21 protein-coding genes are annotated in these 24297 nt (G+C 70.8%); 14 read left to right on the top strand and 7 right to left on the bottom strand.

What is annotated here, in order from left to right; translation table 11 throughout:
* Window positions 1–154: 154 nt before the first annotated feature.
* The 6 genes from ACEN9J_RS27850 to ACEN9J_RS27825 all read right to left on the bottom strand — a co-directional run bounded on the left by ACEN9J_RS27850 (window position 155) and on the right by ACEN9J_RS27825 (window position 7347).
* Window positions 155–1102 (bottom strand): NAD(P)H-dependent flavin oxidoreductase, encoded by a 948-nt coding sequence (locus ACEN9J_RS27850; protein WP_413762613.1) that lies wholly within the window; start codon window positions 1100–1102, stop codon window positions 155–157.
* Window positions 1099–2109, bottom strand: a complete 1011-nt coding sequence (locus ACEN9J_RS27845; protein WP_413762612.1) for an NAD(P)H-dependent flavin oxidoreductase — start codon at window positions 2107–2109, stop codon at window positions 1099–1101. Before ACEN9J_RS27845 ends, ACEN9J_RS27850 begins: the two co-directional genes overlap by 4 nt.
* 6 nt (window positions 2110–2115) lie before the next feature.
* Window positions 2116–3222, bottom strand: coding sequence for a CaiB/BaiF CoA transferase family protein (locus ACEN9J_RS27840; protein ID WP_413762611.1), 1107 nt, complete (start codon window positions 3220–3222; stop codon window positions 2116–2118).
* Window positions 3219–5354 (bottom strand): acetate--CoA ligase family protein, encoded by a 2136-nt coding sequence (locus ACEN9J_RS27835; protein ID WP_413762610.1) that lies wholly within the window; start codon window positions 5352–5354, stop codon window positions 3219–3221. Before ACEN9J_RS27835 ends, ACEN9J_RS27840 begins: the two co-directional genes overlap by 4 nt.
* A gap of 13 nt (window positions 5355–5367) precedes the next feature.
* Window positions 5368–6519, bottom strand: coding sequence for an acyl-CoA dehydrogenase family protein (locus ACEN9J_RS27830; protein ID WP_057591539.1), 1152 nt, complete (start codon window positions 6517–6519; stop codon window positions 5368–5370).
* A 63-nt stretch (window positions 6520–6582) separates the two neighbouring features.
* Window positions 6583–7347, bottom strand: a complete 765-nt coding sequence (locus ACEN9J_RS27825) for an IclR family transcriptional regulator (RefSeq protein ID WP_261210774.1) — start codon at window positions 7345–7347, stop codon at window positions 6583–6585.
* A 196-nt stretch (window positions 7348–7543) separates the two neighbouring features.
* Here ACEN9J_RS27825 and ACEN9J_RS27820 point away from each other — a divergent pair, with 196 nt between their 5' ends.
* The 8 genes from ACEN9J_RS27820 to ACEN9J_RS27785 all read left to right on the top strand — a co-directional run bounded on the left by ACEN9J_RS27820 (window position 7544) and on the right by ACEN9J_RS27785 (window position 14902).
* Window positions 7544–8530, top strand: a complete 987-nt coding sequence (locus ACEN9J_RS27820; protein ID WP_413762609.1) for a Bug family tripartite tricarboxylate transporter substrate binding protein — start codon at window positions 7544–7546, stop codon at window positions 8528–8530.
* A gap of 38 nt (window positions 8531–8568) precedes the next feature.
* Window positions 8569–8991 (top strand): Zn-ribbon domain-containing OB-fold protein, encoded by a 423-nt coding sequence (locus tag ACEN9J_RS27815; protein ID WP_261210773.1) that lies wholly within the window; start codon window positions 8569–8571, stop codon window positions 8989–8991.
* On the top strand, window positions 8988–10151 hold the full coding sequence (locus ACEN9J_RS27810) for a thiolase family protein (RefSeq protein WP_413762608.1): 1164 nt from the start codon (window positions 8988–8990) through the stop codon (window positions 10149–10151). Before ACEN9J_RS27815 ends, ACEN9J_RS27810 begins: the two co-directional genes overlap by 4 nt.
* Before the next feature lie 31 nt (window positions 10152–10182).
* Window positions 10183–10989 carry an enoyl-CoA hydratase/isomerase family protein gene (locus tag ACEN9J_RS27805; RefSeq protein ID WP_413762607.1) on the top strand — a complete coding sequence of 269 codons (807 nt, stop codon included), beginning with the start codon at window positions 10183–10185 and terminating at the stop codon, window positions 10987–10989.
* A 52-nt stretch (window positions 10990–11041) separates the two neighbouring features.
* On the top strand, window positions 11042–11857 hold the full coding sequence (locus ACEN9J_RS27800; RefSeq protein ID WP_413762606.1) for an SDR family NAD(P)-dependent oxidoreductase: 816 nt from the start codon (window positions 11042–11044) through the stop codon (window positions 11855–11857).
* A 91-nt stretch (window positions 11858–11948) separates the two neighbouring features.
* Entirely contained in the window at window positions 11949–13133 is a 1185-nt protein-coding gene (locus tag ACEN9J_RS27795; protein WP_082321711.1) for a GGDEF domain-containing protein, read from the top strand.
* A 118-nt stretch (window positions 13134–13251) separates the two neighbouring features.
* Window positions 13252–14178: a Ku protein gene (locus tag ACEN9J_RS27790; RefSeq protein WP_057591547.1), complete on the top strand. Its 927-nt coding sequence runs from the start codon at window positions 13252–13254 to the stop codon at window positions 14176–14178.
* Between the two features lie 64 nt (window positions 14179–14242).
* Complete coding sequence (locus ACEN9J_RS27785) at window positions 14243–14902, top strand: hypothetical protein (protein ID WP_261210770.1); 660 nt, start codon at window positions 14243–14245, stop codon at window positions 14900–14902.
* A 13-nt stretch (window positions 14903–14915) separates the two neighbouring features.
* Here the strand turns inward: ACEN9J_RS27785 and ACEN9J_RS27780 are convergent, their stop codons facing one another.
* Entirely contained in the window at window positions 14916–15314 is a 399-nt protein-coding gene (locus ACEN9J_RS27780; RefSeq protein WP_296724993.1) for a hypothetical protein, read from the bottom strand.
* A gap of 132 nt (window positions 15315–15446) precedes the next feature.
* Here ACEN9J_RS27780 and ACEN9J_RS27775 point away from each other — a divergent pair, with 132 nt between their 5' ends.
* The 6 genes from ACEN9J_RS27775 to ACEN9J_RS27750 all read left to right on the top strand — a co-directional run bounded on the left by ACEN9J_RS27775 (window position 15447) and on the right by ACEN9J_RS27750 (window position 24247).
* Window positions 15447–16073 (top strand): response regulator transcription factor, encoded by a 627-nt coding sequence (locus ACEN9J_RS27775; protein WP_064262213.1) that lies wholly within the window; start codon window positions 15447–15449, stop codon window positions 16071–16073.
* A gap of 18 nt (window positions 16074–16091) precedes the next feature.
* Window positions 16092–17894, top strand: coding sequence for an ATP-binding protein (locus ACEN9J_RS27770; RefSeq protein ID WP_413762605.1), 1803 nt, complete (start codon window positions 16092–16094; stop codon window positions 17892–17894).
* Window positions 17895–18042: 148 nt separating this feature from the next.
* Window positions 18043–20778, top strand: coding sequence for a CehA/McbA family metallohydrolase (locus ACEN9J_RS27765; RefSeq protein WP_413762604.1), 2736 nt, complete (start codon window positions 18043–18045; stop codon window positions 20776–20778).
* A 182-nt stretch (window positions 20779–20960) separates the two neighbouring features.
* Window positions 20961–22301: a C4-dicarboxylate transporter DctA gene (locus tag ACEN9J_RS27760; RefSeq protein ID WP_413762603.1), complete on the top strand. Its 1341-nt coding sequence runs from the start codon at window positions 20961–20963 to the stop codon at window positions 22299–22301.
* A 21-nt stretch (window positions 22302–22322) separates the two neighbouring features.
* Window positions 22323–23030 carry a GntR family transcriptional regulator gene (locus ACEN9J_RS27755; protein ID WP_057591554.1) on the top strand — a complete coding sequence of 236 codons (708 nt, stop codon included), beginning with the start codon at window positions 22323–22325 and terminating at the stop codon, window positions 23028–23030.
* Between the two features lie 101 nt (window positions 23031–23131).
* Window positions 23132–24247, top strand: coding sequence for an AI-2E family transporter (locus tag ACEN9J_RS27750; RefSeq protein WP_057591555.1), 1116 nt, complete (start codon window positions 23132–23134; stop codon window positions 24245–24247).
* The last annotated feature ends 50 nt before the right edge of the window (window positions 24248–24297 follow it).

Below are 24297 nucleotides of genomic sequence, written 5' to 3'. Positions count from 1 at the left end.
GCAACGCACATGCCAGTCGAAACGGCACGTGAACCCGACTCAAGTCATTGATTTCATTGAAGAAAATCAGGGGCCAACGAGACCCCGCGCCGCGCTTCCGGACGCGGCCCGCGCGGGCCGTCCGGCGTTTCGGACGCACCCTTCAGGGAAAACCCTAGGCGCTGAATTCCGCGCGCAGCCCGCGCACCACCTGCTCGACCGTGGCCAGCCCGGCCACGCCGCCGACCGAATGCCCGGCGCTCCACAGGTCGGCCCAGCGCTGGATCACGGCGCCTTCGGAGCCGCCGCCGAAGCGCTGGCGCGCCTCCTGCACCGACACCGTCTCGTCGAGCGCCGCCGGATCGAGCCCGGCGTTCACCACCGAGGGACGCAGGAAGTTGGCCGGCAGGCCGGTGAAGGCGCGCGTGGTCATCACGTCGTCGAGCGAGCTCGCGGCCAGCATCTTCTTGTAGGGCACCGAGGCCAGGCTCTCTTCGGTGGCGATGAAGCGCGTGCCCATCGAGCCCAGGTCGCAGCCCAGCACGGTGGCCGCGCGCAGCGCCACGCCGTCGGGCAGGCCGCCGGCCAGCACCAGCGGGCCGTCGAAGAAGGCGCGCACCGCGCGCACGAAGGCGAAGGGATTGGCCCAGCCGGTGTGGCCGCCCGCGCCCGCGGTCAGCAGCACCAGGCCGTCGGCGCCGGCCTCGATGGCGCGCTCGGCATGGTGCACCGAGGCCACGTCGGCCAGCACCAGGCAGCCGCCGTCGTGCAGCGCGGGGATCACCGCCGCGGGCGAGCCCACGCTGGTGATCACGAGTTCGGCGCGATGGCGCACGATCAGCTCGACCTCGGCGCGCACGCGTGCCGGGTCGCGCCGCATGATGAGGTTGGGGCACCAGGGCGCATGCGCGGTGCCGGCATCGCGCGCCGCGGCCGCCTCGTCGTTGAGCCGCGCCATCCAGCCCGCGAAGGTCTCGAGCGATTCCGCATTGGCGGTCGGAAAGGCACCGACCACGCCGGCGCGGCAGGCGGCCGACACCAGCTCGATGCCCGACACCCGCAGCATCGGCGCGGCGATCGCGGGCACCGCCAGGCGGTCGAGGAAAGGCAGGCGCTGCGTCATGCGGGCTCCGATGCGGGGGACACGAGGGAAGGCAGGCGCGCGAGCGAGGCCCGCGCCTGCGCCAGCAGCTCGGCCACGATGGCCGCCAGCGGCTCGATGCGCCGCGCGAAGGCGATAGCCGGCCCGAGCGACACCATGCCGCGCTGCCAGTCGCCCTGCGCATAGCAGTGGTCGCGCGTCTGGCGGCCGTCGATCAGCGCGCCGAAGGCGGTGTGGTCGGCCGCGCCGGCGCGCTCGATCGCCTCGACCTCAAGCGCGGTCTCATTGCGCAGCACGCGCCAGGTGTTGCCCAGCGTGTGCAGCAGCCGCACGGTGGACTGCTCGTCGCAGTCGAGCAGGTGGCGCTTGTAGGCCGGATGGGTGGCGATCTCCTCGGCCACCAGGAAACGGCTGCCGATCAGCACGCCGTCGAGCCCCTGCGCGAGCACGGCCGCGAGCTGGCGCCCGTGGCCGATGCCGCCGGCCAGCACCACGGGCACGCGCAGTTGCTCGGCCGCCAGCGCGCCCAGCAGCATGGTCGGCAGCTCGTTGGCGCCCGGATGGCCGCCCTCCTCCATGCCGACCAGCGCCACCGCATCGGCGCCCGCGCGCTCGGCCGCGAGCGCATGGCGCAGGCCCGGCGCCTTGTGGATCACCACCGCGCCGGCCGCGTGCAAGGTGCCGATCAGCTCGCCGGGCGCATAGCCCGCGGTCTCGAAGTGGCGCACGCCATGCGCGAGCGCGATCTCCATCCAGCGCCGCACTGCCGTGTTGGCCTCGGGCCGCTTCGAGAGCGTGAGGTTCACGCCGAAGGGACGCCCGCGCGTGAGTTCGCGGCATTGCACGAGCGCGGCCGCGAAGGCCGTGTCGTCGGCGAAGGAGCGCGGCGTGACGAAGCCCATGCAGCCGGCATTGACCAGCGCGGCCACGTAGCGCGCGTCGGAGAGCCACATCAGCCCGCCGCCGAGGATCGGATGGTCGATCCCGAACAGCTCGGTGATGCGGGTGCAAAAGAGCGGTGCCGTCATGGCCGCTCAGCCGCGCGCGCTGTCGAGCCGCGGCGCGCCGCCGAGACCGCCAGGCGCCACGCCCGCCATCGGCACCGGATAGCGCGCAAGCGAGAGCGCTGCATCGCTCTCGAACTTGCCGCGCTGTGCGAACTGCGGCAGCGCCGCGAGCGCGGCCGGCTCCACCACCGGCGCCACCGGCACGTCGTGCCGCTGCAGCAGCGCGAAGGCGTCGTCGGCATCGAACGCGGCCAGCGCCTCGGCCAGTCGCGCATTGATGGCCGGCGCCACCTTCTTGCGCGCGCCATGCGAGCGGAAGGCCGCGTCGCCATAGGGCGAGAGATCGAGTGCCTCGCACAGGCGGGCCCAGAAGTGGTCCTCGAGCGCGGCCACCGACAGGTGCCTGCCGTCGCGGCAGAGGAAGGCGCCGTAGGCCGCCTTCACCAGCGTGGCCTCGCGCTGCGCTGCCAGGTCCGCATCGCCCGACGAGCGCCAGGCGCCGAGGCGCGGATTCATCCAGTGCAGCGCGCAGTCGGCCAGCGCCACGTCGAGGTGCTGGCCCTGGCCCGTGTGCTGGCGCTGCAGCAGCGCGGCCAGCGTGGACGACAGCGCATACATCGCGCCGCAGAGGTCGGCCACCGGCAGGCCGAAGCTCTGCGCCGGACCGCCGCCGGGCACGCCCGAGACCGCGAGCACGCCGGCCGCGCCGAGGTAGTTGATGTCGTGCCCCGGCAGGTCGGCCCACGGCCCCTGCTGGCCATAGCCGCTGAGCGACACGTAGACCAGCCGCGGAAACTCCGCGCGCAGGCTGTCTGCATCGAGCCCCAGCCGCGCCATCACGCCGGGCCGGTACGACTCCACCACCACGTCGGCCGTGGCGATCAGCGCGCGCACCTCGGCACGCTGGGCCTCGTCCTTGAGGTCGACCAGCAGGCTCTGCTTGCCGCGGTTCACGGCCTCGAACACGCCCGGGCCCATGCGCCGCACGTTGTCGCCATGCGGCGGGCGCTCGATCTTGATCACGCGCGCGCCGAGCTCGGCGAGGTTCTGCGTGAAGAAGGGACCGGGCAGCAGCTCACTGAAGTCGACCACCACGATGCCGGCCAGCGGCGGCGTTGCGACGGGGTGCGTCATGCCGGCACGCGCTCGATGATCACGGCGTCGAGCGGCAGCGCGCCCTCGCCCACCGCGCCCACCCAGACCGGATTGAGGTCCATCTCCTCGATGCGATCGGCATTCGCCACCACGAACTCCGACACGCGCAGCAGCAGCGTCTCGAGCGCCGCGAGGTCGGCCTTGGGCCGGCCGCGCGCGCCGTCGAGCAGCGCGAAGCCGCGGATCTCGCGCACCATCGCCGCCGCGTCGCGCGGGCCTATGGGCAGCATGCGCCGCGTCACGTCGCGCAGCACCTCGACGTAGATGCCGCCGAGGCCGAAGGTCATGACATGGCCGAACACCGGGTCGCGCGTGACGCCCACCATGAGCTCGGTGCCGCCGCGCGGCGCCATCTTCTCGACCAGCAGGCCATCGACCGTGGCCTCGGGATGGTGCTTCGCGGCCGCGGCCATGATCTCGCGCCAGGCTTCGGCCACCTGGGCCGCGTCCCGCAGGCCCACCTTCACGCCGCCGATGTCGGATTTGTGGACGATCTGCGCGCTCGCGATCTTCGCGACCACCGGGTAGCCCATGCCGTCCGCCAGCGCGCACGCCTGCTCGGCCGAGCTGGCGAGCCCTTGCGGCAGCAGCGCGATGCCGGCTTGCTTCAACTGCGCCTTGGCCTGCGACTCCGACAGGCTGCGCGTGGCGAACTCGCCCTCGGGCGCGCGCGTCGGCAGCACCGGTCGCGCCTCGGGGTTCGACGGATTCGCGCGCTTCCAGCGCCCGTACTCGACCCAGCGCGCGATCGCCGCGATCGACTTGTTGACCGAGCGCGGCGGCGCGAAGCCGGCCGCCACCAGCTTGCGGTAGCCCTCGCCGAGCCGGTCGCTCATCCAGATCGGCACGATCGGCGAGGCGCTGTCCTTCTGCGCATTGATGATGTTGTCGGCCATGCGCGTGGTGGTCTCGCCGTAGTCGAGCGCGATCGGCACGATGGTCAGGCCCGTGTGCGGATCGTTCGCCACGCAGCCCAGCGTGGTCTCGACCACGGTCTTGTCGCTGAGCACCATCGCCGTGGTGTCGACCGGGTTGCCGATGGCCGCGTAGTCGGGCAGCTTGGCGCGCAGCACCGCGGTGGTCTCGGGCGCGAAGGTGGCCAGCGTGAGGCCGGCGGCGCCCACCGCGTCGGCGGTCAGCGCGGCCGTGCCGCCCGAGGAGCAGTAGATGCCCAGCGCCTCCTGCGCCCCCGGCATGGCGCGCGCGAACAGCCAGGCGGTATCGACCAGCTCGTCGATGTCGTCGACCTCGATCACGCCGAACTGGCGGAACACCGCGCTGTTGACCTCGGCCGATCCGGTGAGCGAGGCGGTGTGCGACTGCGCGGCCTTGCGCCCGTATTCGGAGCGGCCCACCTTGAGCCCGATCACGGGCTTGCCGTTCGCCGCGCAGCGCTGCACCGCGGCCGCGAACTTCGCGCCGTCCTTGATGCCTTCCAGCAGCGTGACCACCACCTCGATGTCGGGCGCGTCGGCCATGTAGTGGATGAAGTCGGCCACCTGCAGGTCGACCTCGTTGCCGGTCGAGGCCCACAGGCCGATGCCGATGCCACGCTCCATCGCCTGCATCACGTTGCGGCCCAGGCCGCCGCCCTGCGTGGCCAGGCCGATCGGGCCCTTCGTGAGGTCGTGCGGGAACGAGGGCGAGAAGGTCAGGCCCAGCCGATGGTTGACGTTGGTCAGCCCCGGGCAGTTGGGGCCGTACAGCCGCAGGCCGCCGCGCGCGGCGATCTCCTTCATGCGCTGCTGCTCGCGCTCGCCTTCCTCGCCGGCCTCGCCGAAGCCCGAACTGAGGATCACGGCGAAGCCCACGCCGCGCGCCGTGCATTCCTCGATCACGGCCAGCACGCCGCTCGCGGGCACCGCGACCACGGCCACGTCGGGCGTGGCAGGCAGCGCGGCCACGCTGGGCCAGCATTGGCGGCCGCGAAGCTCGGCCTTGGTGGGATTGACGAGGTAGACCTCGCCGTCGAATTCGGAGTGTTCGATCAGGTTGGTCAGCGTGCGCTCGCCGATGCTGCCTTCGCGCTCGGAAGCGCCGACCAGCGCGATGGAGCGCGGGCGGATCAGCCGCGCGATGTCGACCGGGCGCGTGTCCTGGGTGCCTTGCATTGCGGTGCTCCCCTCAGGCGATCGCCGACATGCCGAGGATCTCGCGCCCGACGATCAGCGTCTGGACCTCGGTCGTGCCCTCGGGAATGGTGCCGCCGCGGGTGTCGCGGAAGATGCGCTCGATCGGATAGTCGGTGGAATAGCCGAGCCCGCCATGCACCTGCAGCGCCATGCTCGCGACCTCGTGCGCGGCCTCGGTGGCATAGAGCTTGGCGATCGAGCAGGCCATGCGCGCGTCGTCTGCGTTGGCGTCGAGCGCCGCGGCCGCGCGCAGCGCCAGCGCGCGCGCCGCCTCCACGCGCACCGTCATGTCGACGATGAGCTTCTGCACCAGCTGGAAGCTGCCGATCGGCTTGCCGAACTGGGTGCGCGTGCGCGCATAGTCGATCGACAACTCGAGCGCCGCGCGCGCGGCGCCGACCGCGCCCATCGCGATGTTCACGCGCGCGCCGTCCAGCCCCACCAGCATGCGCTTGAGCGCGCTGCCCTCCTCGCCCAGCAGGTTCTCGCGCGGCACCTTCACGTTGTCGAAGCTCAGCTCGGCGGTGCCGGTGCTGCGCAGCACCATGGTGTCGACGCGGCGCGCCTCGAAGGGCGAGACCTCGCGCTCGACCAGGAAGGTCGACAGCTGCCCCTGGCAGTCGGGGCTGAAGGTGCGCGCCACCACGATGCCGAAGTCGGCGAAGGCGCCGTTGGTGATCCAGAGCTTGCGGCCGTTGAGCACGTAATGGTCGCCCTGCAGGTCGGCGCGGGTCTGGATCTGCGCGATGTTCGAGCCGGTGCCGGGCTCGCTGATGGCGGTGAAGACGCGGCGCTCGCTCGCCAGCAGCGGCTCGAGGAACCGCTTCTTCTGCGCCGCCGTGCCCTCGCTCGCGATCTTGTGGATCGGCCCGTTGGTGATGTTGAGCATGGTGCGCAGCGACAGCCAGGTGTGGCCCGCCTCTTCCATCAGCATGGCCCAGGTCATCTGGTCCAGGCCCATGCCGCCCTCCGATTCGGGCAGACGGCCGCCGATGTAGCCGAACTGCGCGAGCTGCTTCAGGATCTCGAACGGGAAGGTCTTCTCCACGTCGTGCTTCGCCACCAGGGGCGCCACCTCGCTCTTCATGAAGCGCCGGATGCTGTCGCGCAGCAGTTCCTGGTCGGCGTCGGGGGTGAAATTCATCGAGATGTCTCCTGTGTGGCGTTGGATGGAAAGAGGACGCACGCCGGGCGCCCGGCCCTCGGTCTACGAGGCGCCGGGCTCCCGGGCGTTGCGGGGACGGAAGACCAGCGCCTGCACTTCCTGCAGGGCGGCCAGGAAAGGTTCGCGCTGCTGGCGCAGGCGGTCGGTGGGGCCGGCGACCGAGAGCGCGATCGGCTCCCCGCCCACGTAGCCGGCGACGGCCAGGGCCGAGAGCCCGTCGCCGCCTTCGTTCTCGACCCAGATCCAGCCCTGCTCGCGCGCGCGCGCCACCTGCGCCTCGAGGGCGGCGAGGTCGGTGATGGTTCCCTCGGCGAGCGGGCGCAGCGGCTTCAGGCGCAGCTGGCGCGCCGCCTCCTCGGGCGTGCCCAGCGCCAGCGCCGCCTTGCCGAGCGCCGAGACGTGCAGGCTCAGCTTGTCGCCGGGGTTCTGCATGTAGCGCAGCGGATGGCGGCCCTCGAAGAAGGCCAGCACCTTGACCACGCCGCCCTCGACGCGGCCGACCAGCCCGGTCTCGCCGGTCTTGTCGCGCAGCAGCTCGGCGGCTTCCGAGGCCACGGCATAGAGCGGGTCGCTGGCCGAGATCTCCCGGGCCACGGCCAGCAGCCGGGCGGTGGGATAGAAGCGCCGGCTGCGCGCGGTGCGCAGCAGGTAGCCGAGCTCGTGCAGCGTGTGCAGCAGGTCCGAGCAGCTGCTCTCGGGCAGGTCCATGAGCCGCGCCAGGTCGGAATTGGAGAGCTCGCGCTTTTCGCGCGCGAACAGCTCGAGCAGCGCCATGGTGCGGGCGGCGGCGGGGACGAGTGTGGGCATATTTCCTCCGATATTTCGTAGAGATCCACGAATATTAACGAAGGGACGGTCTAGAACTTCCATTGGTGACGGGCAGTTTCTTCCGATACGGGTTTTCCGGCATCGTCGGATTTCCTCTTGTTTTTCTACGAATGGTCGAAGTATATTGCGATTACTCGTAGACAAACGAGACCCAAAACAAACCCGGAGACAAGGCATGCAGAAGTTCTGGAAGACAGCATTCGTGGGGCTGGCGGCGGTGTCCGCCCTGATCGGCAGCCCCGCCCGGGCGGCCGGCGAGGCCTGGCCCGCCAAGCCCATCACCTTCGTGGTGCCGTTCACGCCGGGCGGCATCACCGACAACACCTCGCGCGTGCTCGCGAAGATCGTGGGCGACAAGCTGGGGCAGCCGGTGGTGGTCGACAACCGGCCCGGCGCGGGCGGTTCGATCGGCGTGGAGGCGGCCTCGCGCCAGCCGCCAGACGGCTACACCATGATCTACGGCACCCAGGGCACGCAGGCGGCCAACCTCGCGCTCTACAAGAACATCCGCTACGACCCGGTGAAGGACTTCGTGCCGGTGCATGCCATGTCCGAGACGCCGCTGATCCTGGTGATCAACCCGAACCGGCCGTTCAAGACCGTTCCCGAGCTGATCGCCTACGCCAAGGCCAATCCCGGCAAGCTCAACTTCGGCTCGGCCGGCCCGGGCACCGGCACGCACCTGACGGCCGAGCTGTTCCAGGTCGCCACCGGCATCAAGATGACCCACGTGCCCTACAAGGGCAGCAGCCCGGCGCTGACCGACCTGATGGCGGGCAACCTCGACCTGATGTTCGACTACCCGGTGGTGGTCATGCCCTTCGTGCAGGCCGGCAAGCTCAAGCCGCTCGCGATGACCGGCCGCGCGCGGCTGTCGGTGATGCCCGAAGTGCCCACCGTGGGCGAGCTCGGCTTCCCGCGCGCCGAGTCCTCGGCCTGGAGCGCGGTCTTCGTGCCCGCGAAGACGCCGCCCGAGGTCGTGAAGAAGCTAGGCGACGCGATCGCGCTGGCCATCGTCGATCCCGAGATGCTGCAGGTCACCGAGAAGTTCGGCAGCGTGCCGCTCAAGGACCTGCGCGACGCGAAGCTCGGCGAGTTCGTCAAGACCGAGATGGTGCGCTGGCGCGAGGTGGTGCAGCAATCGGGCGCCCGCATCGACTGACCCCACGCCTCTTCCTTTCCTCCGCGATTCCCTCCTCCATGACCCCAGACCTGACCACGCTCCAGCCCCTGCGGCCCACGCTCTACCGGCTCGCGGCCGACGGCCGCTCGCTCGACTTCCTGTTCGCCCAGTGCCCGCAATGCCGGCAACTGAGCTTTCCGGCCAACGCGCCGGGCTGCATGCACTGCGGCCACGCCATCGATGCCTCGGCGCAGGTGGCACGGCCCGGCGGCGGCACCCTGCTCGAGTACGTGACCCTGCACGTGCCGATGGTGCCGGGCCTGAGCGCGCCCAGCATCGCGGGCGACATCCGCATCGCCGAGCAGGTGGTGGAGGAAGGCGTGATCGGCGTGGCCGACGAAAGCCTGCTCGCGCCGGGCATGGCGCTGCGCGCGGTGGCGGTGCCGCTGCCCTCGGGCGAGCACTACGGCTGCCACTTCGTGCCGGCGGATGCGGCATGAGCAGCAGCAACTGGCTGGCCGGCCACGGCGGCGTCTACGTGGTCGGCATCGGCCTGCATCCCTACCAGTTCCCGAGCGACACGCCCTACACCCACCTGGGCCTCACGGCCGTGCGCGCCGCGCTGGCCGACGCCGGCCTGGCCTGGAAACAGGTGCAGGCCGCCTACGTGGGCACCACCTCGATCGGCATGGCCGCGGGCCGCGTGATGCTGCGCCACCTGGGCTCGACCGGGCTCGCGGTGACGCAGGTCGAGAACGCCTCGGCCTCGGGCTCCTTCGCCTTCCGCCAGGCCTGCATGGAAGTGGCGCACGGCATCAGCGACGTGGTGCTCGCGATGGGCGTGGACAAGCACGGCGACGGCCGCCGCGCGGCCAACAAGGACGGGCTCGAGCGCCTCAGCGACACCGCCACCATCCCGGCCGTGAAGTTCGCGCTGATGGCGCGCAGCTACCTGCGCGAGCACGGCGGCGGCATGGAATCGATGGCGAAGGTGGCGGTCAAGAACCACGGCAACGCCGCGCTCAACCCCTATGCGCAGTTCCGCAAGCCGCGCACGCTCGAGCAGGTGCTGGCCTCGCCCAAGGTGGCGGGCGATCTCACGGTGCAGCAGTGCTGCCCGCGCGGCGAGGGCGCCGCCGCGGTGCTGCTGGTGTCGGGCCAGGCGCTGGCGCGGCTCGGGCTCGACCCGAAGCGCTGCGTGCGCGTGCAGGCCTCGGCCGCCAACAGCGAGCGCGACGAAACGCGTTACGGCGAGGGCCCGGTCGAGCTGGTGCGCGACAGCGCGCGCGCCGCGCTCGAGCAGGCCGGCATCGGCGCCACCGAGCTCGACCTGCTCGAGCTGCACGACGCCTTCTCGGTCGAGGAACTGCTCTACAGCGAGGCCGTGGGCGTGTGCCAGCCCGGCGAGGGCGCGGCCTACCTCGAGCGCGGCGACTCGCGCATCGGCGGGCGCTGCGCCATCAATGCCTCGGGCGGGCTGATCGGCATGGGCCATCCGCTCGGGCCCACGGGCATCGGCCAGGTCGCCGAGATCGTGCGCCAGATCCGCGGCGAGGCCGAGGGCCGCCAGCACCCGGCCGCGCGCTGGGGCATGGCCCACATGATCGGCCTCGGGTCGGTGGCGATTGCGCACGTGCTCGGCGGCACGGCGCGGGCTTGAACAACGAACGCTCAGGAAGGAACACCAACCCATGAATCCCGACACCCCCGCCCTCGAGACCCTGCTGTACGAAGTGCGCGGCAACGTCGCCGTGGTCACGCTGAACCGGCCCGATCGCATGAACACGCTCGGCGGCTCGATGAAGCCCGACCTCGCGCGCGCCTTCTTCGAGTACGCGCGCGCCGACGAGCGCGTGCGCGCCGTGCTCGTCACCGGCAGCGGCGAGCGCGCCTTCTGCGCCGGTGCCGACATCAAGGAGCGCGCCGGCAACGCCACCCTCGGCACCGACTACTTCGTGGCGCAGAAGGCCACGCACGACCTGTTCCGCGACATCGAGGAGTTCGAGAAGCCGGTGATCGCCGCCATCAACGGCGTGGCGCTCGGCGGCGGGCTCGAGATCGCGCTGTGCGCCGACATACGCCTGGCCTCGCAGGCCGCGCGCTTCGGCCTGCCCGAGATCAAGCTCGGCGTGATCCCCGCGGCCGGCGGCACCCAGCGGCTGCCGCGGCTGATCGGCGAGGCGCGCGCCAAGGAGCTGATCCTCACGGCCGACCTGGTCGACGCCGACACCGCGCTGCGCTACGGCATCGTGAGCCGCGTGCTGCCGCCCGCCGAGCTGATGCCCGCCGCGCTCGAGCTGGCCCAGCGCATCGCCGAGCATCCGCCGCTGGCGGTGCGCTTCGCCAAGCGCGCCATCAACCGCGGCATGCAGACCGACCTCGACTCGGGCCTCGAGTACGAGCGCTACGCGGCCGCCATGATCATCGACAGCGAGGACCGCAAGGAAGGCATGCGCGCCTTCGTCGAGAAGCGCAAGCCGGTGTTCACCGGCCGCTGAGCCCCTTCCCTCCATTTCTTCCCCATCCCCTACAAGACAAGGAACGCATCCCATGAAACTCGGATTGGAAGGCCAGGTCGCGCTGGTCACCGGCGGCGGCCAGGGCGTCGGCCGCCAGATCTGCATCGAGCTCGCGGCCGAGGGCGCGCGCGTCATCGTCAACGACCTGTTCGCCGAGCGCGCCGAAGCGGTGGCGGCCGAGATCGCGGCCGCCGGCGGCCAGGCCCTCGCGGCGCCGGCCGACATCACGCGCGCCGACCAGGTCGAGGCCATGGTCGCCAGGGGCACGGCGCACTTCGACGCGCCGGTCAGCGTGCTGGTCAACAACGCCGGCATCATTCCCGAGCGCCGCGAGAAGGGTGGGCGCACGCCGCCCTTCCTCGACATGCCCATCGAGGACTGGGCCAAGATCGTCAACCTCAACGTCTACGGCACCATGCACTGCTGCCGCACCGTGCTGCCGGGCATGGTGGCGCGCAAGGGCGGGCGCATCGTCAACATCATCTCGGAGGCCGGGCGCATCGGCGAGGCCAACATGGCGGTGTACTCGGGCGCCAAGGCCGCGATCGCCGGCTTCGGCAAGGCGCTGGCGCGCGAGCACGGCCGGCACGCGATCACGGTCAACTCGATCGCGCTGGGCGCGGTCTCGCACGCCGGCATCAAGGACGGCCCGCTGCGCGTGGACGCCACGGTCGAGAACGACGAGCGCCTGCCCAAGATGCTCAACGTCTACCCGATCGCCAAGGGCGTGGGCCGGCTCTCGCGGCCCGAGGACGTCTCGGGCGTGGTGGCCTTCCTGGCCTCGGACCGGGCGCTGTTCGTCACCGGCCAGACGCTGGGCGCCTCGGGCGGTTTCGCGATGCTCTGAGCGCGCGTTCCTGAAGATCGGGCCGCGCCCAGGGTTCTCCCGCAGCCCCGCGCCGGCACGGGCCGTGCGGGGCAATGCAGAATCCGGTCCCATGGCTGCATTGCCCTCCGTTCTCGATCCCCGTTCCGTCATCATGCTGGCGGGCCTGATGGGCGTCGTGATGTCGGTGGTCGTGTTCTTCATGCGCCGCAGCTACCCGGCCACCATCCAGGGCCTGCGCGAGTGGGCCTGGGCGCCGCTGGTGGCCTTCGTCAGCACCCTGCTGTTCGCCGGCCGCGACGTGCTGCCGGACTTCATCACCATCGTGGTCGCGAACGTGGTGCTGTTCGAGGCCTGCCTCCTCTACTACGCCGGCAGCCAGCGCTTCCTGCACGGCCGCAGCGACACCGCCGGCTGGCACGGCCTGACCGTGGTGATGGCCTGCGCGCTGTTCTGGTTCAGCGAGTTCAAGCCCGACTACGAGATCCGGCTGGTGATCGTCACGGCGCTGGTCGCCGCCCTGTTCTTCAACCACGCGCTGCTCTACATCCGCAACCGCGGCCGCGTGCTCGGCATGCGGCTGATGATCGTGCTGCTGCTGCTGCAGTCGCTGGTGGCCCTGGCGCGGCTGGTGTCGGCGCTGCTGGGCATGGCCGGCGTGGGCCTGATGGACGCGACCCTGCTGCAGTCGATCTACATCTCGATGTATTCCTTCACCGTGCTGCTGCTGTCGATCGGCGCCATCCTGATGGCCACCGACCGCATGCACTCGGAGTTCGAGTTCCTCGCCACCCACGATCCGCTGACCGGCGTGCTCAACCGGCGCGCGCTGCTCGACGCCTGCCAGGCCCAGCTCGGCACGGCCGGCCGCGAGGCCTCGGCGCCGCGGCGCATGGCGCTGCTGATGATCGACGTCGACCACTTCAAGTCGATCAACGACCGCTTCGGCCACCAGACCGGCGACGCGGTGCTGCGCGAGGCGGTCGGGCGCATGCAGCGCAGCCTGGGCGGCCAGGGCGTGCTCGGGCGCTACGGCGGCGAGGAGTTCGTCGTGATGCTGCCCGAAGCCAGCACCGACGAGGCCACCGCGCTGGCCGAAGAACTGCGCCATGGCGCGCGCCAGGCCTTCCCGGCCGATTCGCCGCTGGCCGCGGTGGGCTCGTTCACCGTCAGCGTGGGCGTGGCGCCGCAATGGCCGGGCGCCGACATCGACGACATGCTCGGGCAGGCCGACGAGGCGCTCTACCGCGCCAAGTCGCAGGGGCGCGACCGGGTGGTGCTGGCCATGGCCGGCTGATCACCGCGGCAACGGCCCGACGCGATCGGCCGCCGGTCTCCTACGAGCCGCGGCCGCAGCCGCGCGCATGGTGCGGCCATGAACCGGCTGCGTTTCGAGCCGGCAAGGAGTCACGCCCATGGCCACCGGCACCCGAACCCTCTGGAAAGGCGCGATCAGCTTCGGCCTGGTCCACATCCCCGTCGGCCTGCACACCGCGAGCAGCGAGCAGGGCGTGGATTTCGACTGGCTCGACAAGCGCAGCATGGACCCCGTGGGCTACAAGCGCATCAACAAGCGCACCGGCCGCGAGATCGACCGCGACAACATCGTCAAGGGCGTCGAGTACGAGGACGGCAAGTACGTGATCGTCTCGCCGGCCGAGATCGAGGCCGCCTTTCCGCGCACCACGCAGACCATCGAGATCGAGCGCTTCATCGACGCCGGCGAGATTCCCTTCGTCTACCTCGAGCGGCCCTACTACGTGGCGCCGATCAACAAGGGCCAGAAGGTCTATGCGCTGCTGCGCGAGGTGCTCGTGAAGACCGGCAAGGTCGGGCTCGCGAAGGTGGTGATCTCGACCAAGCAGCACCTGGCCGTGCTCGTGCCCTCGGGCAAGGTGCTGGTGCTGAACCTGCTGCGCTGGGGCGACGAGGTGAAGTCGACCGAGGGGCTGGAGCTGCCGCCCGAAGGCACCAGGAGCGCGAAGATCACGCCGGCCGAGATGAAGATGGCCGAGCAGCTGGTCAAGGACATGTCGGGCGCCTGGGACCCCGAGGACTTCAAGGACGAGTTCAAGCACGCGGTGATGAAGATCGTCGAGAAGAAGGTCAAGGCCGGCGACACCGAGACGGTGGTCGAGCCCGAGGAAGAGGCACCGGGTCCGGGCGCGAAGGTGATCGACCTGACCGAGCTGCTGACGCGAAGCCTCAAGGGCGCGAAGGCGGGGGCCGCCGCGAAGAAGGGTGCGCGCGCGGCGCCCAAGGCGGGCAAGGCGGCCGCGAAGAAGACGACGCGTGCGAAGGCGGCGCCGGCCAGGAAGTCCGAGGAGCGCAAGGCGGCGTAGCACGCGAAGGCAACGAGGGGACGACGAGGGGACAATCGGGCCCTTGTCCGAAAAGTCCGCTCCCATGCCGCCCACCCAGTACCTGTTCCTGTCCCTCGCGGATCACCCCTCGGCGTCGCCTGCCGCCGAACGGCAAGACAGCCATGCGCGCTGCCTCAACGCCGCGGGCCGGTGGGCGGTGCATGGCACGCCGGACTCGCCGCTGCTCGCATGGCCTGCGGCACGGGCGGACGAAGCGCGCGCCGCCGCCGAGCGAGCGACCCAGGCCCAGGGCCGGCCGGTCGAGGTGCTGTCGCGCGGCGATGCCGGATGGGCGGAAGGCCGCGAGATCCGGTTGTTCACCGAAGCCTCGGAACCGGTGCTTCTGGGGCCCATCGCACCGAGCGAAGCGAAGGCCCGCCGCCTGCGCACCGAAACCGACAAGCTCGAAGCCTTCTGCCTGGTGGTGCGCCAGGCATCGGCGGCCACGAACCACGAGGAGTTCGTGCGGATCAGCCACGCCGCGGGCAAGGCGCTGAAGGTCCGCTTCGGTGGCGGATCGATCTCGTCGGCGGCCGCCTGGCTGACCGGCGCCAAGGGCCGGGAGGCACTGCAGAGCGTGCTGGCCGGCGAGGCCGAACTGACCGGGCGGCTCGCGCTGCGCGAGATCGTCGAGATCGTCGCGCTGGCGCGGGAAGCCGAACGCCTGCGGCAGGAAGCGGAGAACCCCGCCACCCGCCACTGAGGGCCCGGGGCGCTCAACGCGCCGGGACCGCCGACGAGGACAGCCGCCGGATCTGCGCCTGCGCGATGGCCCGCCGCGAGAGCGAGCGCGAATTGCCGAGGAACCATTCGTAGGTCGCGATCGCGGCCTGGGTCTCGCCGCGTTCCTCGAGTTCGAGCGCCTCCGCCATGCAGCGCGCGAACAGAAGGATGGCATCGCGCTCGCGTGCCGGCGCCGCCAGCGACCGCGGCCTGAGTTCGGGGTGCGCGATGTGGATCTGCCGTTGCACGTCGAGCACCTCGATCAGCGCGCGGCCTATTCTTTCGATGTTGGTGGACAGGGGGTGCAGCTGGGTCCTGTGGGCATCGGCGGCCGCCTGGTCCAGCAGGTGCGAGGTCACACGCAGCAGTTGATGAAGGCGCTTGAGCGTCATGCCCCGACCATAGTTTTTAGCCCCCCGGAAAACATCCCCTCTTGCGAGGGGGCCGCGCCCGATCGGGCCCTGCGATGGTGTAAAAACGCGGCCGCAGAGCCAGCTCCGGCCCGGCGCAGGGAGAGGTACAAGATGAAGATTCTTGTCGTGGACGACCACGCACTGTTCCGTGCGGGTCTGCGTCTGCTGCTCGCCAGCATGGAGAGCGGCGCGGCGGTCTACGAGGCCGCCACCTTGCGCGAGGCGACGGCCGCCGTCGCCGCACACCCCGATCTCGCCGTCTGCCTGCTCGACCTCACGCTCGCGCGCGAACGCGGCCATGAGGCACTCACCGCCTTCAAGGCAGCCGCGCCCGACGTCGCGGTGGTGATCGTGTCGGCCACCAGCGACCTCGCCACCGTGCGGGCCTGCATCGATGCCGGCGCCATGAGCTTCGTGCCCAAGAGCATGCCGCCCGAGACCCTGACGCGGGCGCTGCGCCGGGTGCTGGCCGGCCAGATCTACCTGCCGCAGGAGGTGCTGAACACCATCGCGCTGGCGCACGAGCTTCCCGCGCTGAGCCCGCGCCAGGTCGACGTGCTGCGCGGCCTGGCCCGGGCCCTGCCGACCAAGGCGATCGCGCGCGAGCTGCGGCTTTCCGAATACACCGTCAAGGAATACATACGCGGGCTGTTCGAGGCGCTCGACGTCCACAACCGCACCGAGGCCGTGATCACCGCGAGCCGGCTCGGCCTGCTGGACCTGCCGCGTCCCTGCTGACCCGGCCCCGGGGACAGCGTGCCAGCCACCCACGACCCCGCGGCCGAGGCCTCGTTCCAGCGCGAGCTGCTGCGGGAGTTCGTCGAGCTGCATGCACGCGTCACCCTGCGCATTCCGCTGGTGCAGGCCCTGCTGGTCGGTGGCTCCGCCTTCGTGCTGCTGCCGCAGGTGCCGCTCATCGAGTTCGCGCTGTGGGCCGTCGCGGTGCTCTGCATGGAGGGCGCGCGCGCCGCCCATGCCTGGCAGCTGCTGCGGCGGCTCTCCCGCCTCGACCTGCGCAAGGCCCTGCGCCAGCAGGTCGCGCTGGCCTTCCTGGCCGGCGCCGAGGCCGGCGTGATGCTGCCGCTGTTCAAGCCCGACTTGAGCGCGCTGAACCAGACCTTCCTGACCTTCATCCTGGTGGCATTGCCGGCCATCGGGGTCGCGGTCTCGATCTCCTCGCGCCTGCTCGCCGGCGTCTACGCAGCCGCCATCCTCGTACCCACCTCCACCGCCTGGGTGCTGCTGCATCCCGAGCACCTGCTGGCGACCATCGTCATGACGCTCGCCTACATGCTCGCGCTGCTGTTCGCCGCCAACGAGAACGAGAAGCTGCTCACGCGCTCGGTGGCGATCCGGCGCGAGCGCGACGAGATGGTGCGCCACCTCGAGCGCAGCAATGCGGAGGTCAACGCGGCGGTCACGCGCGCGGAGGCCGCGGCGCTGGCGCGCACGCGCGTGCTCGCGGCGGCGAGCCACGACCTGCGCCAGCCGCTGCATGCGCTGTCGGTCTACAGCGCGATCCTGGCCACGAGCCCCACGCCGGCCACGCTGGACGAGGTCGCCACGCACATCGACCAGCTCGTGCGTTCGCTCGGTGCGCTGCTGCACGGACTGCTCGACCTGTCGCAGCTGTCCTCGGGCCACTACGTGCCGGCGCGGCAGCGCTTCGCGCTCGATGCGGTGATCGCGAACGTCTGTGCCGAATTCGAGGCGGCCGCCGCGAAGAAGGGGCTGTACTTCGAGCGCGAGCTGCAGCCCGTCACGCTCGAGAGCGATCCCACCGCGGTGCTGCGCATCGCGCGCAACCTGATCGACAACGCCATCAAGTACACCGAGCGCGGCGGGCTGCGCGTGCGGCTGCGGCACGACGGCCTGTGCGCCGTCCTCGTGGTCGAGGACAGCGGCAAGGGCATCGCCGCCTCGGAGCACGCGCACATCTTCGAGGAGTTCTACCAGCTCGGCAACGCGGGACGCGACCGCAGCCAGGGGGTGGGACTGGGGCTGGCGATCGTCGAGCGGCTGGTGACGCTGATCGGCGCGCGGATCTCGGTGCGATCGCGGCTCGGTGCCGGCAGCCGCTTCGAGGTGCGCATGCCGGGCGTGCACGATGCGCCGCCGCCCGTTGCCGCGGCCGCGCCGGCGCCGATGGCCGTCGCGCTCGAGGCCGTGGCCGGCAGCCGGCCGAGGATCTACCTCGTCGACGACGAGCCCGACATCGTGCGCGGCATGACGACCCTGCTGCAGGCCTGGAAGCTCGAGGTGCGCACGGCCCTCGATGTCGCCGGCACGGCGGCGCTGTTCGACGAGGAAGGCTGCCCCGACCTGCTGATCGCGGACCTGCGGCTGCGCGGCAACGAGCACGGGCCGGCGCTGGTCGCGCGCATGCGCGAGATCCATGGCGAGTTTCCGGTGGTCTTCATCACCGGCGAGACCTCGTCCGAGGCCCTGCGCGAGGCGCGCGCCACACGCTGGCCGCTGCTGCACAAGCCGGTGGATGCGCAGACGCTGCGCGCGACGATCCAGTCGCTGCTGGCGGCGCACGGAGCCACGCGTCTTTGAGTTTTCTTTATCTTATGAAGAAATTAGGCTGAACATTTTTCATGGCGATGTAACGAGCAAACCACATCCTTTGGTTCTCACTTCGACGGCGCCCTCCGACCGCGCAGCCCTGCATGGCGGAACCCGTCCCTACTTCCAGAGGTTCATGGTGTTGACGACGCCCCAGTCTTTTTCCAAACGCTTCCTCGCGGTGGCCTGCGCAGTCTTCCTCGCATCGTGCGGGGGAGGCTCGGGCAACGGCGGGCTGGCCTTCCTTCCTCCGCCCGCCGGCCAAGGCACAGGCGGTTCCAGTGACTCCGGCGGCTCCGGCGGCGCCGGCACGCCCGACAACCCGAACGTCCGCCATGCCGCGGCCGTGAGCGTGCAGGGCGACGGCAGCGGCGACGTGGAGTCGCTCGACACCACGCTCGCCTGCCATGCCGACTGCAGCGCCGACTACGCCGAGGGTGCGAGCGTCAAGCTCATCGCGACCGCCGCGCGCGGCTCGGTCTTCGACGGCTGGCAGGGCGCCTGCGAAGGCACCGAGGCCTGCGAACTGACGATGGACCAGGCGCGCAACGTGGTGGCGAAGTTCTCGCTGGCCGCGAACGCCGCGCCCACGGGCACCTGGTTCAAGGGCGACACCCACGTGCACGACGACCACTCGGACGACGGCAGCGCGCCGCGCCAGCTCAACAAGGACAAGGCCAAGGGCAACCTCTCGCTGGCCGACCAGATCGGCCAGGCCGGCCGCACCGGCCTGGACTTCGTGCCCTTCACCGACCACCGCACCTACGACCAGCACTACGACCCGCTGTGGGAGTCGTCCTCGCTGCTGCTGATCCGCGGCGAGGAAGCCAACGGCAAGCCGCACGCCATCGCGCTCGGCGGCGTGGACTCGGTGGAGCAAGGCGCCATGCATCCGGACCGCGCGCAGTTCGCGCTGGTCCAGCAGTCGGTCTGGGATGCGCACGCGCAGGGCGCCATCTGGTCGGTCGCGCATGCCGACGACGGCGAGACGAATGCCGACGGCTCGCCCAACGTGAACGCCAACGTGCAGGGCGTCAACCTGGTCGAGGTCTGGAACCGCTCGAAGAGCCCCGACAAGCAGATGGACTACGCCGAGAACCGCTGGAACGCGGGCTTCCGCTTCGGCGTGGCCGGCGCCAGCGACAACCACTTCCGCGAATACTGGGGCGCGCCCTACCTCAACAGCCCCGGCATGCCGGTGACCAAGGTGCTGGCCAAGGGCTACAACGAGCGCGGCATCCTCGAGGCGCTGCGCGCGGGCTACACCAGCCTGTCGATCAACCCGACCGGCCCCGGCGTCTCGATGACCACCGACCTCAAGGGCGGCGGCTACACCGCCATGAGCGGCGACGAGGTCTTCGTGCCCGCGGGCACCACCGGCCACCTGCGCATCGGCGTGCAGCGCGCCGCCGGCATGGACGTGCTGCTGTTCCGCATGCCCGGCAAGAGCGCCGGCCCGATGAAGACCTTCAAGCCCACCCGCGACGACGAGACCTACACGGTCGACATCACCGCCGGCTCGCAGCCCGACTGGTACCGCGTCGAGGTGCGCGGCATCAACGTGCCGATTCCGCCGGCCGCGCCCGCGATGGAGCTCAAGGCGGCCGTGTCGCCGATCTTCGTGTCGCCCGCCCCGGTCGAGGCCAAGGCCGAGATCGCCGTGCCGAAGGAAGACAGCGTGGCCGACGGCGCGCTGCGCGTCGCCGGTGCGCGCGGCGACTTCGCCGGCTTCCCCGACCTCGTGACCGCCGACGGCGTGACGCACATCGTGACCGAGATGCATGGCGATGCCACCAGCACCGTGGTCTACCGCCGCCGCGACGCCAAGGGCGCCTGGAACGATGCCGGCCAGACGCTGAGCGGCAAGGGCCAGGCGCGCTTCCCGCGCGTGGCCGTGCGCGGCAACGACGTCTGGGTGGCCTGGGAGGAAGACGCGGTGCAGGTGCCGCACCGCCCGGTCATCAACCTGCGCCATTCGGCCGACGGCGGCGCGACCTGGGCCTCGACCGACACCGTGCGCGCGCTCGAGGGCCGTGCCGAGCATCCGGACGTCGCCGTGGCCGCGAGCGGCAAGCCGGTGCTGGCCTGGCAGGAGATCCGGGCCGACCAGCCCTTCGACATCATGGTGCAGGAGGTCGGCACCGACGCGCAGCCGCGCAACCTCTCGCGCGCCGGCAAGTCGGTCGACGCCGGCGTGCTCGACGACACGCGCTCGCCGCACTACCCGGCCTCGGTGCTGCCGAACCTGACGGTCGCGGCCGACGGCCGGGTCGCCGTGGCCTGGCAGGACAACCGCAACGACCAGGACCCGCTGTGGACCGGCGCCGCCGCCTACGGCGACGGCTCGAATCCCGACGACTGGCAGGTCCAGGTCGCGGTGCGCGATGCGGCCGGCGCTTGGAAGACGCCCGTGAGCCTCGGCGCCACCGACCGCGCCGATCGCCATCCCGACGTGATCTTCGGCGGCAACGGCGACCTGGTCGTGGCCTGGGAAAGCAAGGAGCAGGAGCCGGCCGGCAAGAACATCGCGGTGCTCGCGGCGGTGTCGGGCGACGGCGGCGCGACCTTCTCGGCCCCCACGGTGCTGGCCGCGGAGCCCACCACCATGAGCCAGCGCCCGCGCCTGGGTGTGGACAAGGACGGCTCGGTGCGCGCGGTCTGGTTCGACTCGCGCTCGGCCGACTGGCGCTGGCGCGTGATGACGGCGGTCTACAGGAAGCCCGCGGGCTGGGACACCGGCACGCTGCTGAAAGGCACCGGCATCAACACCTGGCCCGTGACCTCGGGCGGTGTCATCGCCTTCGCGAGCACGCGCAACGCCACGCGGCTGCAGCGCGACCCGACGCAGCAGGTGTTCCTGTTGTCCGCGAAGTAGGCGGACCCCGCTTCCAGGCCCGATGCCCCGCTCGCGCGGGGCATTTTTCATGGGGCCGGCGCCTGAAGAAAGGGCTCCCACAGGCCCGGGAATACCCTCTGCCAGCCCGGGCCCTTTCTTGCCTACATTGCTTGTATGCAAGATTTCCGACGACTTGCATGCAAATAACACAGGAGATTTCCATGCGTCGTTTCACCCGCTCCCTGTTCGGCCAGGTCGTGCTCGCCCTGCTGATCGGCGTGGTGCTGGGCCTCGTGGCCCCGCAGTTCGCCGTCAAGCTCAAGCCGCTGGGCGACGGCTTCATCAAGCTGATCAAGATGATCATTCCCGTGCTGGTCTTCTGCGTGGTGGTGCATGGCATCGCCGGCGCGGGCGACCTCAAGCGCGTGGGCCGCGTCGGCGTGAAGGCGCTGATCTACTTCGAGGTGCTCACCACCATCGCGCTGGCGATGGGGCTGGTGCTGGCCTTCGTGTTCCAGCCCGGCGTGGGCATGAACGTCGATCCGGGCAAGCTCGACCCGGCCGCGATGAGCGCCTATGCCTCCAATGCCGACAAGCTCACGAGCGGCGGCACGGTCGAGTTCCTGATGAAGCTGATCCCCACCACGGTGGTGAACGCCTTCGCGACCGGTGATGTGCTGCAGGTGCTGCTGTTCGCGGTGCTGTTCGGCTGCGCGCTGTCGCTGCTCGGCGAGCGCGGCAAGCCGGTGGCGGTGGTGGTGGACGCGCTTTCGCTGGTGCTGTTCAAGATCATGGGCATCCTCATCAAGCTGGCGCCGCTGGGCGTGCTCGGCGCGATCGCCTTCACGGTGGGCCAGTACGGCCTGGGCTCGCTCAAGCAGCTGGGCATGCTGATCGCGCTGTTCTATCTCGCGGTGCTGCTGTTCGTGTTCGTGGTGCTGGGCTTCGTGATGCGCATGTCGGGCTTCAGCCTCTGGAAGCTGCTGCGCTACCTGCGCGAGGAGCTCGCGATCGTGTTCGCCACCACCTCGTCGGACAGCGTGCTGCCGCAGATCATGGCCAAGCTGCGCCGCATGGGCATCCGCGACTCGACGGTGGGCCTGGTGATCCCCACCGGCTACTCGTTCAACCTCGACGCCTTCTCGATCTACATCACGCTGGCGGCGGTGTTCATCGCGCAGGCCACCAACACGCCGATCACCATGACCGACCTGCTGACGATCCTCGCGATCTCGCTGGTCACCTCCAAGGGCGCGCACGGCGTGCCGGGCTCGGCGATCGTGGTGCTGGCCGCCACCCTGCATGCGATTCCGGCCATTCCCGCGATCGGGCTGGTGCTGGTGCTGTCGGTCGACTGGTTCATGGGCATCGCGCGCGCGCTCGGCAACCTGATCGGCAACTGCGTGGCGACGGTGGCGATCGCCGCCTGGGAAGGCGACATCGACCGCGAGCGCGCCCATGCGGTGCTCGACGGCCGCGTGGCGCCCGAAGAACCGGCACTCGAGCCGGCGCTGGCAGAATCCGGCGCGCCGCCCGCCGGCGCCGCCCTCGAACGCCACTGAAGCAAGCCACCGCCGCCACCGATGAGCACCACCGAAGTCAGCCCCACCGTCATCGCCGAGCGCGTGGTCGAGGCGATCCTCGCGCAGAAGCTCGCGCCCGGCGAGCGGCTCGGCGAGCAGGCGCTGGCCGAGAACTTCGCGGTCAGCCGCACCATGGTGCGCGAGGCGCTGATGCAGCTGCAGGCGCGCGGCTTCGTCGAGGTGCAGTCGCGCCGCGGCTGGTACGTGGTCGAGCCCTCGGCCGAGGAGGCGCGCGACGCCTTCCGCGCGCGCCGCATCATCGAGTCGGGCATCCTCTCGGAGCCCGAGGGCCGGCCGCTGGCGAAGGTGATCCGCAAGCTGCGCGACCACATCGCCGACGAGCAGCGCGCGGTGGAAGGCGCCGATGCCGCCACCCGCGCCTTCCTGCTGGCCGACTTCCACGTCTGCCTGGCCGAGCAGCTCGGCCACCAGTTGCTGGTCGACGTGCTGCGCGACCTGACGGCGCGCACCACGCTCGCGGCAACGCTCTACCAGTCGAAGCACGAGGCCGGCCAGTCCTGCGCCGACCACGAGGCGATCGTGGCCGCGCTCGAGAACGGCGACCGGCCGCGCGCGCGCAGCCTGATGCTGGCGCACATCGGCAACGTCGAGCGCGCACTCGAGGTCGAAGCCAGCGCCGAACCCGATGCCTCGGCGCGGCTGCGCGCCACGCTGGCGCCGGTGGCCTTGCCGCGCGCCAAGCGCTGAGAACCGTGCATTAGGTCCGCGCCGGCCGCTGGCGAGGGCGCACGAAGGGGCCGGCGACTACAAAAGCGGCCCGGCGCGCTCGGCTACAGTCCGGGACAACCATGAATTCTCCCCAACTCCAGCGCGGCGTGTTCCTCGCCCTGCTCGCCGTCGTCACCGTCGCTTTCCTCTGGGTGCTGATGCCGTTCTTCGGCGCGGTGCTCTGGGGCGTGGCGCTCGCGATCCTGTTCACGCCGCTCTACAAGTGGCTGCTCAGGAAGATGCGCGGCAAGCCGAACGCGGCGGCGCTGTCCACGCTCGCGATCTGCCTGGTGATCGTGATCCTGCCGCTGGCGATGATCGGCGTATCGCTGGTGCAGGAAGTGGCGCTGGTCACGCAGAACATCCGCTCGGGGCAGATCAACTTCGCGGCCTACTTCCAGCAGATCCTGGCCGCCACGCCGCAGTGGCTGCTCAACCTCGTCGAGCGCTTCAACCTCGGCGACGCGGCCGCCTGGCAGGCGCGCATCTCGGCCATCGCCGGCCAGGGCAGCCAGTTGATCGCGAGCCAGGCGCTGGCGATCGGGCAGAACACTTTCGACTTCGTGGTCAGCTTCTTCGTGATGCTGTATCTGCTCTATTTCCTGGTGCGCGATGGCGCCGAACTGTCGAAGAAGGTGCGCGACGCGCTGCCGCTGGCCAAGCCGCACACGCACTACCTGCTCAACAAGTTCACCACCGTGATCCGCGCCACCATCAAGGGCAACGTGGCGGTGGCGGTGGCGCAGGGCACGCTGGGCGGGCTGGCCTTCTGGTTCCTCGGCGTGCAGGGCGCGCTGCTGTGGGCGGTGCTGATGGCCTTCCTGTCGCTGCTGCCCGCGGTGGGCGCGGCGCTGATCTGGGGCCCGGTGGCGATCTACTTCCTCGCCACCGGCCACTTCTGGCAGGGCGGCATCCTGATCTTCGTCGGCGTGTTCGTGATCGGCCTGGTCGACAACATCCTGCGCCCGGTGCTGGTGGGCAAGGACACGCAGATGCCCGACTACATCGTGCTGATGTCCACCATCGGCGGCATGGCGATCTTCGGCATCAACGGCTTCGTGATCGGGCCGGTGGTGGCGGCGCTGTTCATGGCGGCGTGGAGCCTGTTCGCCGATTCGGGGCATGTGGGAACGGGCCACGAGCCCCCCGAAGCGGACGGCGAGGAAGGCCGCCGCAAGAATCCTCACAAGCATTGAGGACACAGCGAGCGCCGGCCGTTCGCGCCGGCTCTCGCGCATTTCGCGCG

It is taken from the genome of Variovorax sp. Varisp41 (genome assembly GCF_047325085.1).
Classification (GTDB): domain Bacteria; phylum Pseudomonadota; class Gammaproteobacteria; order Burkholderiales; family Burkholderiaceae_C; genus Variovorax.
The sequence above is the reverse complement of the archived record's forward strand: the minus strand, read 5'-3'. Positions and strand labels throughout refer to the sequence as shown.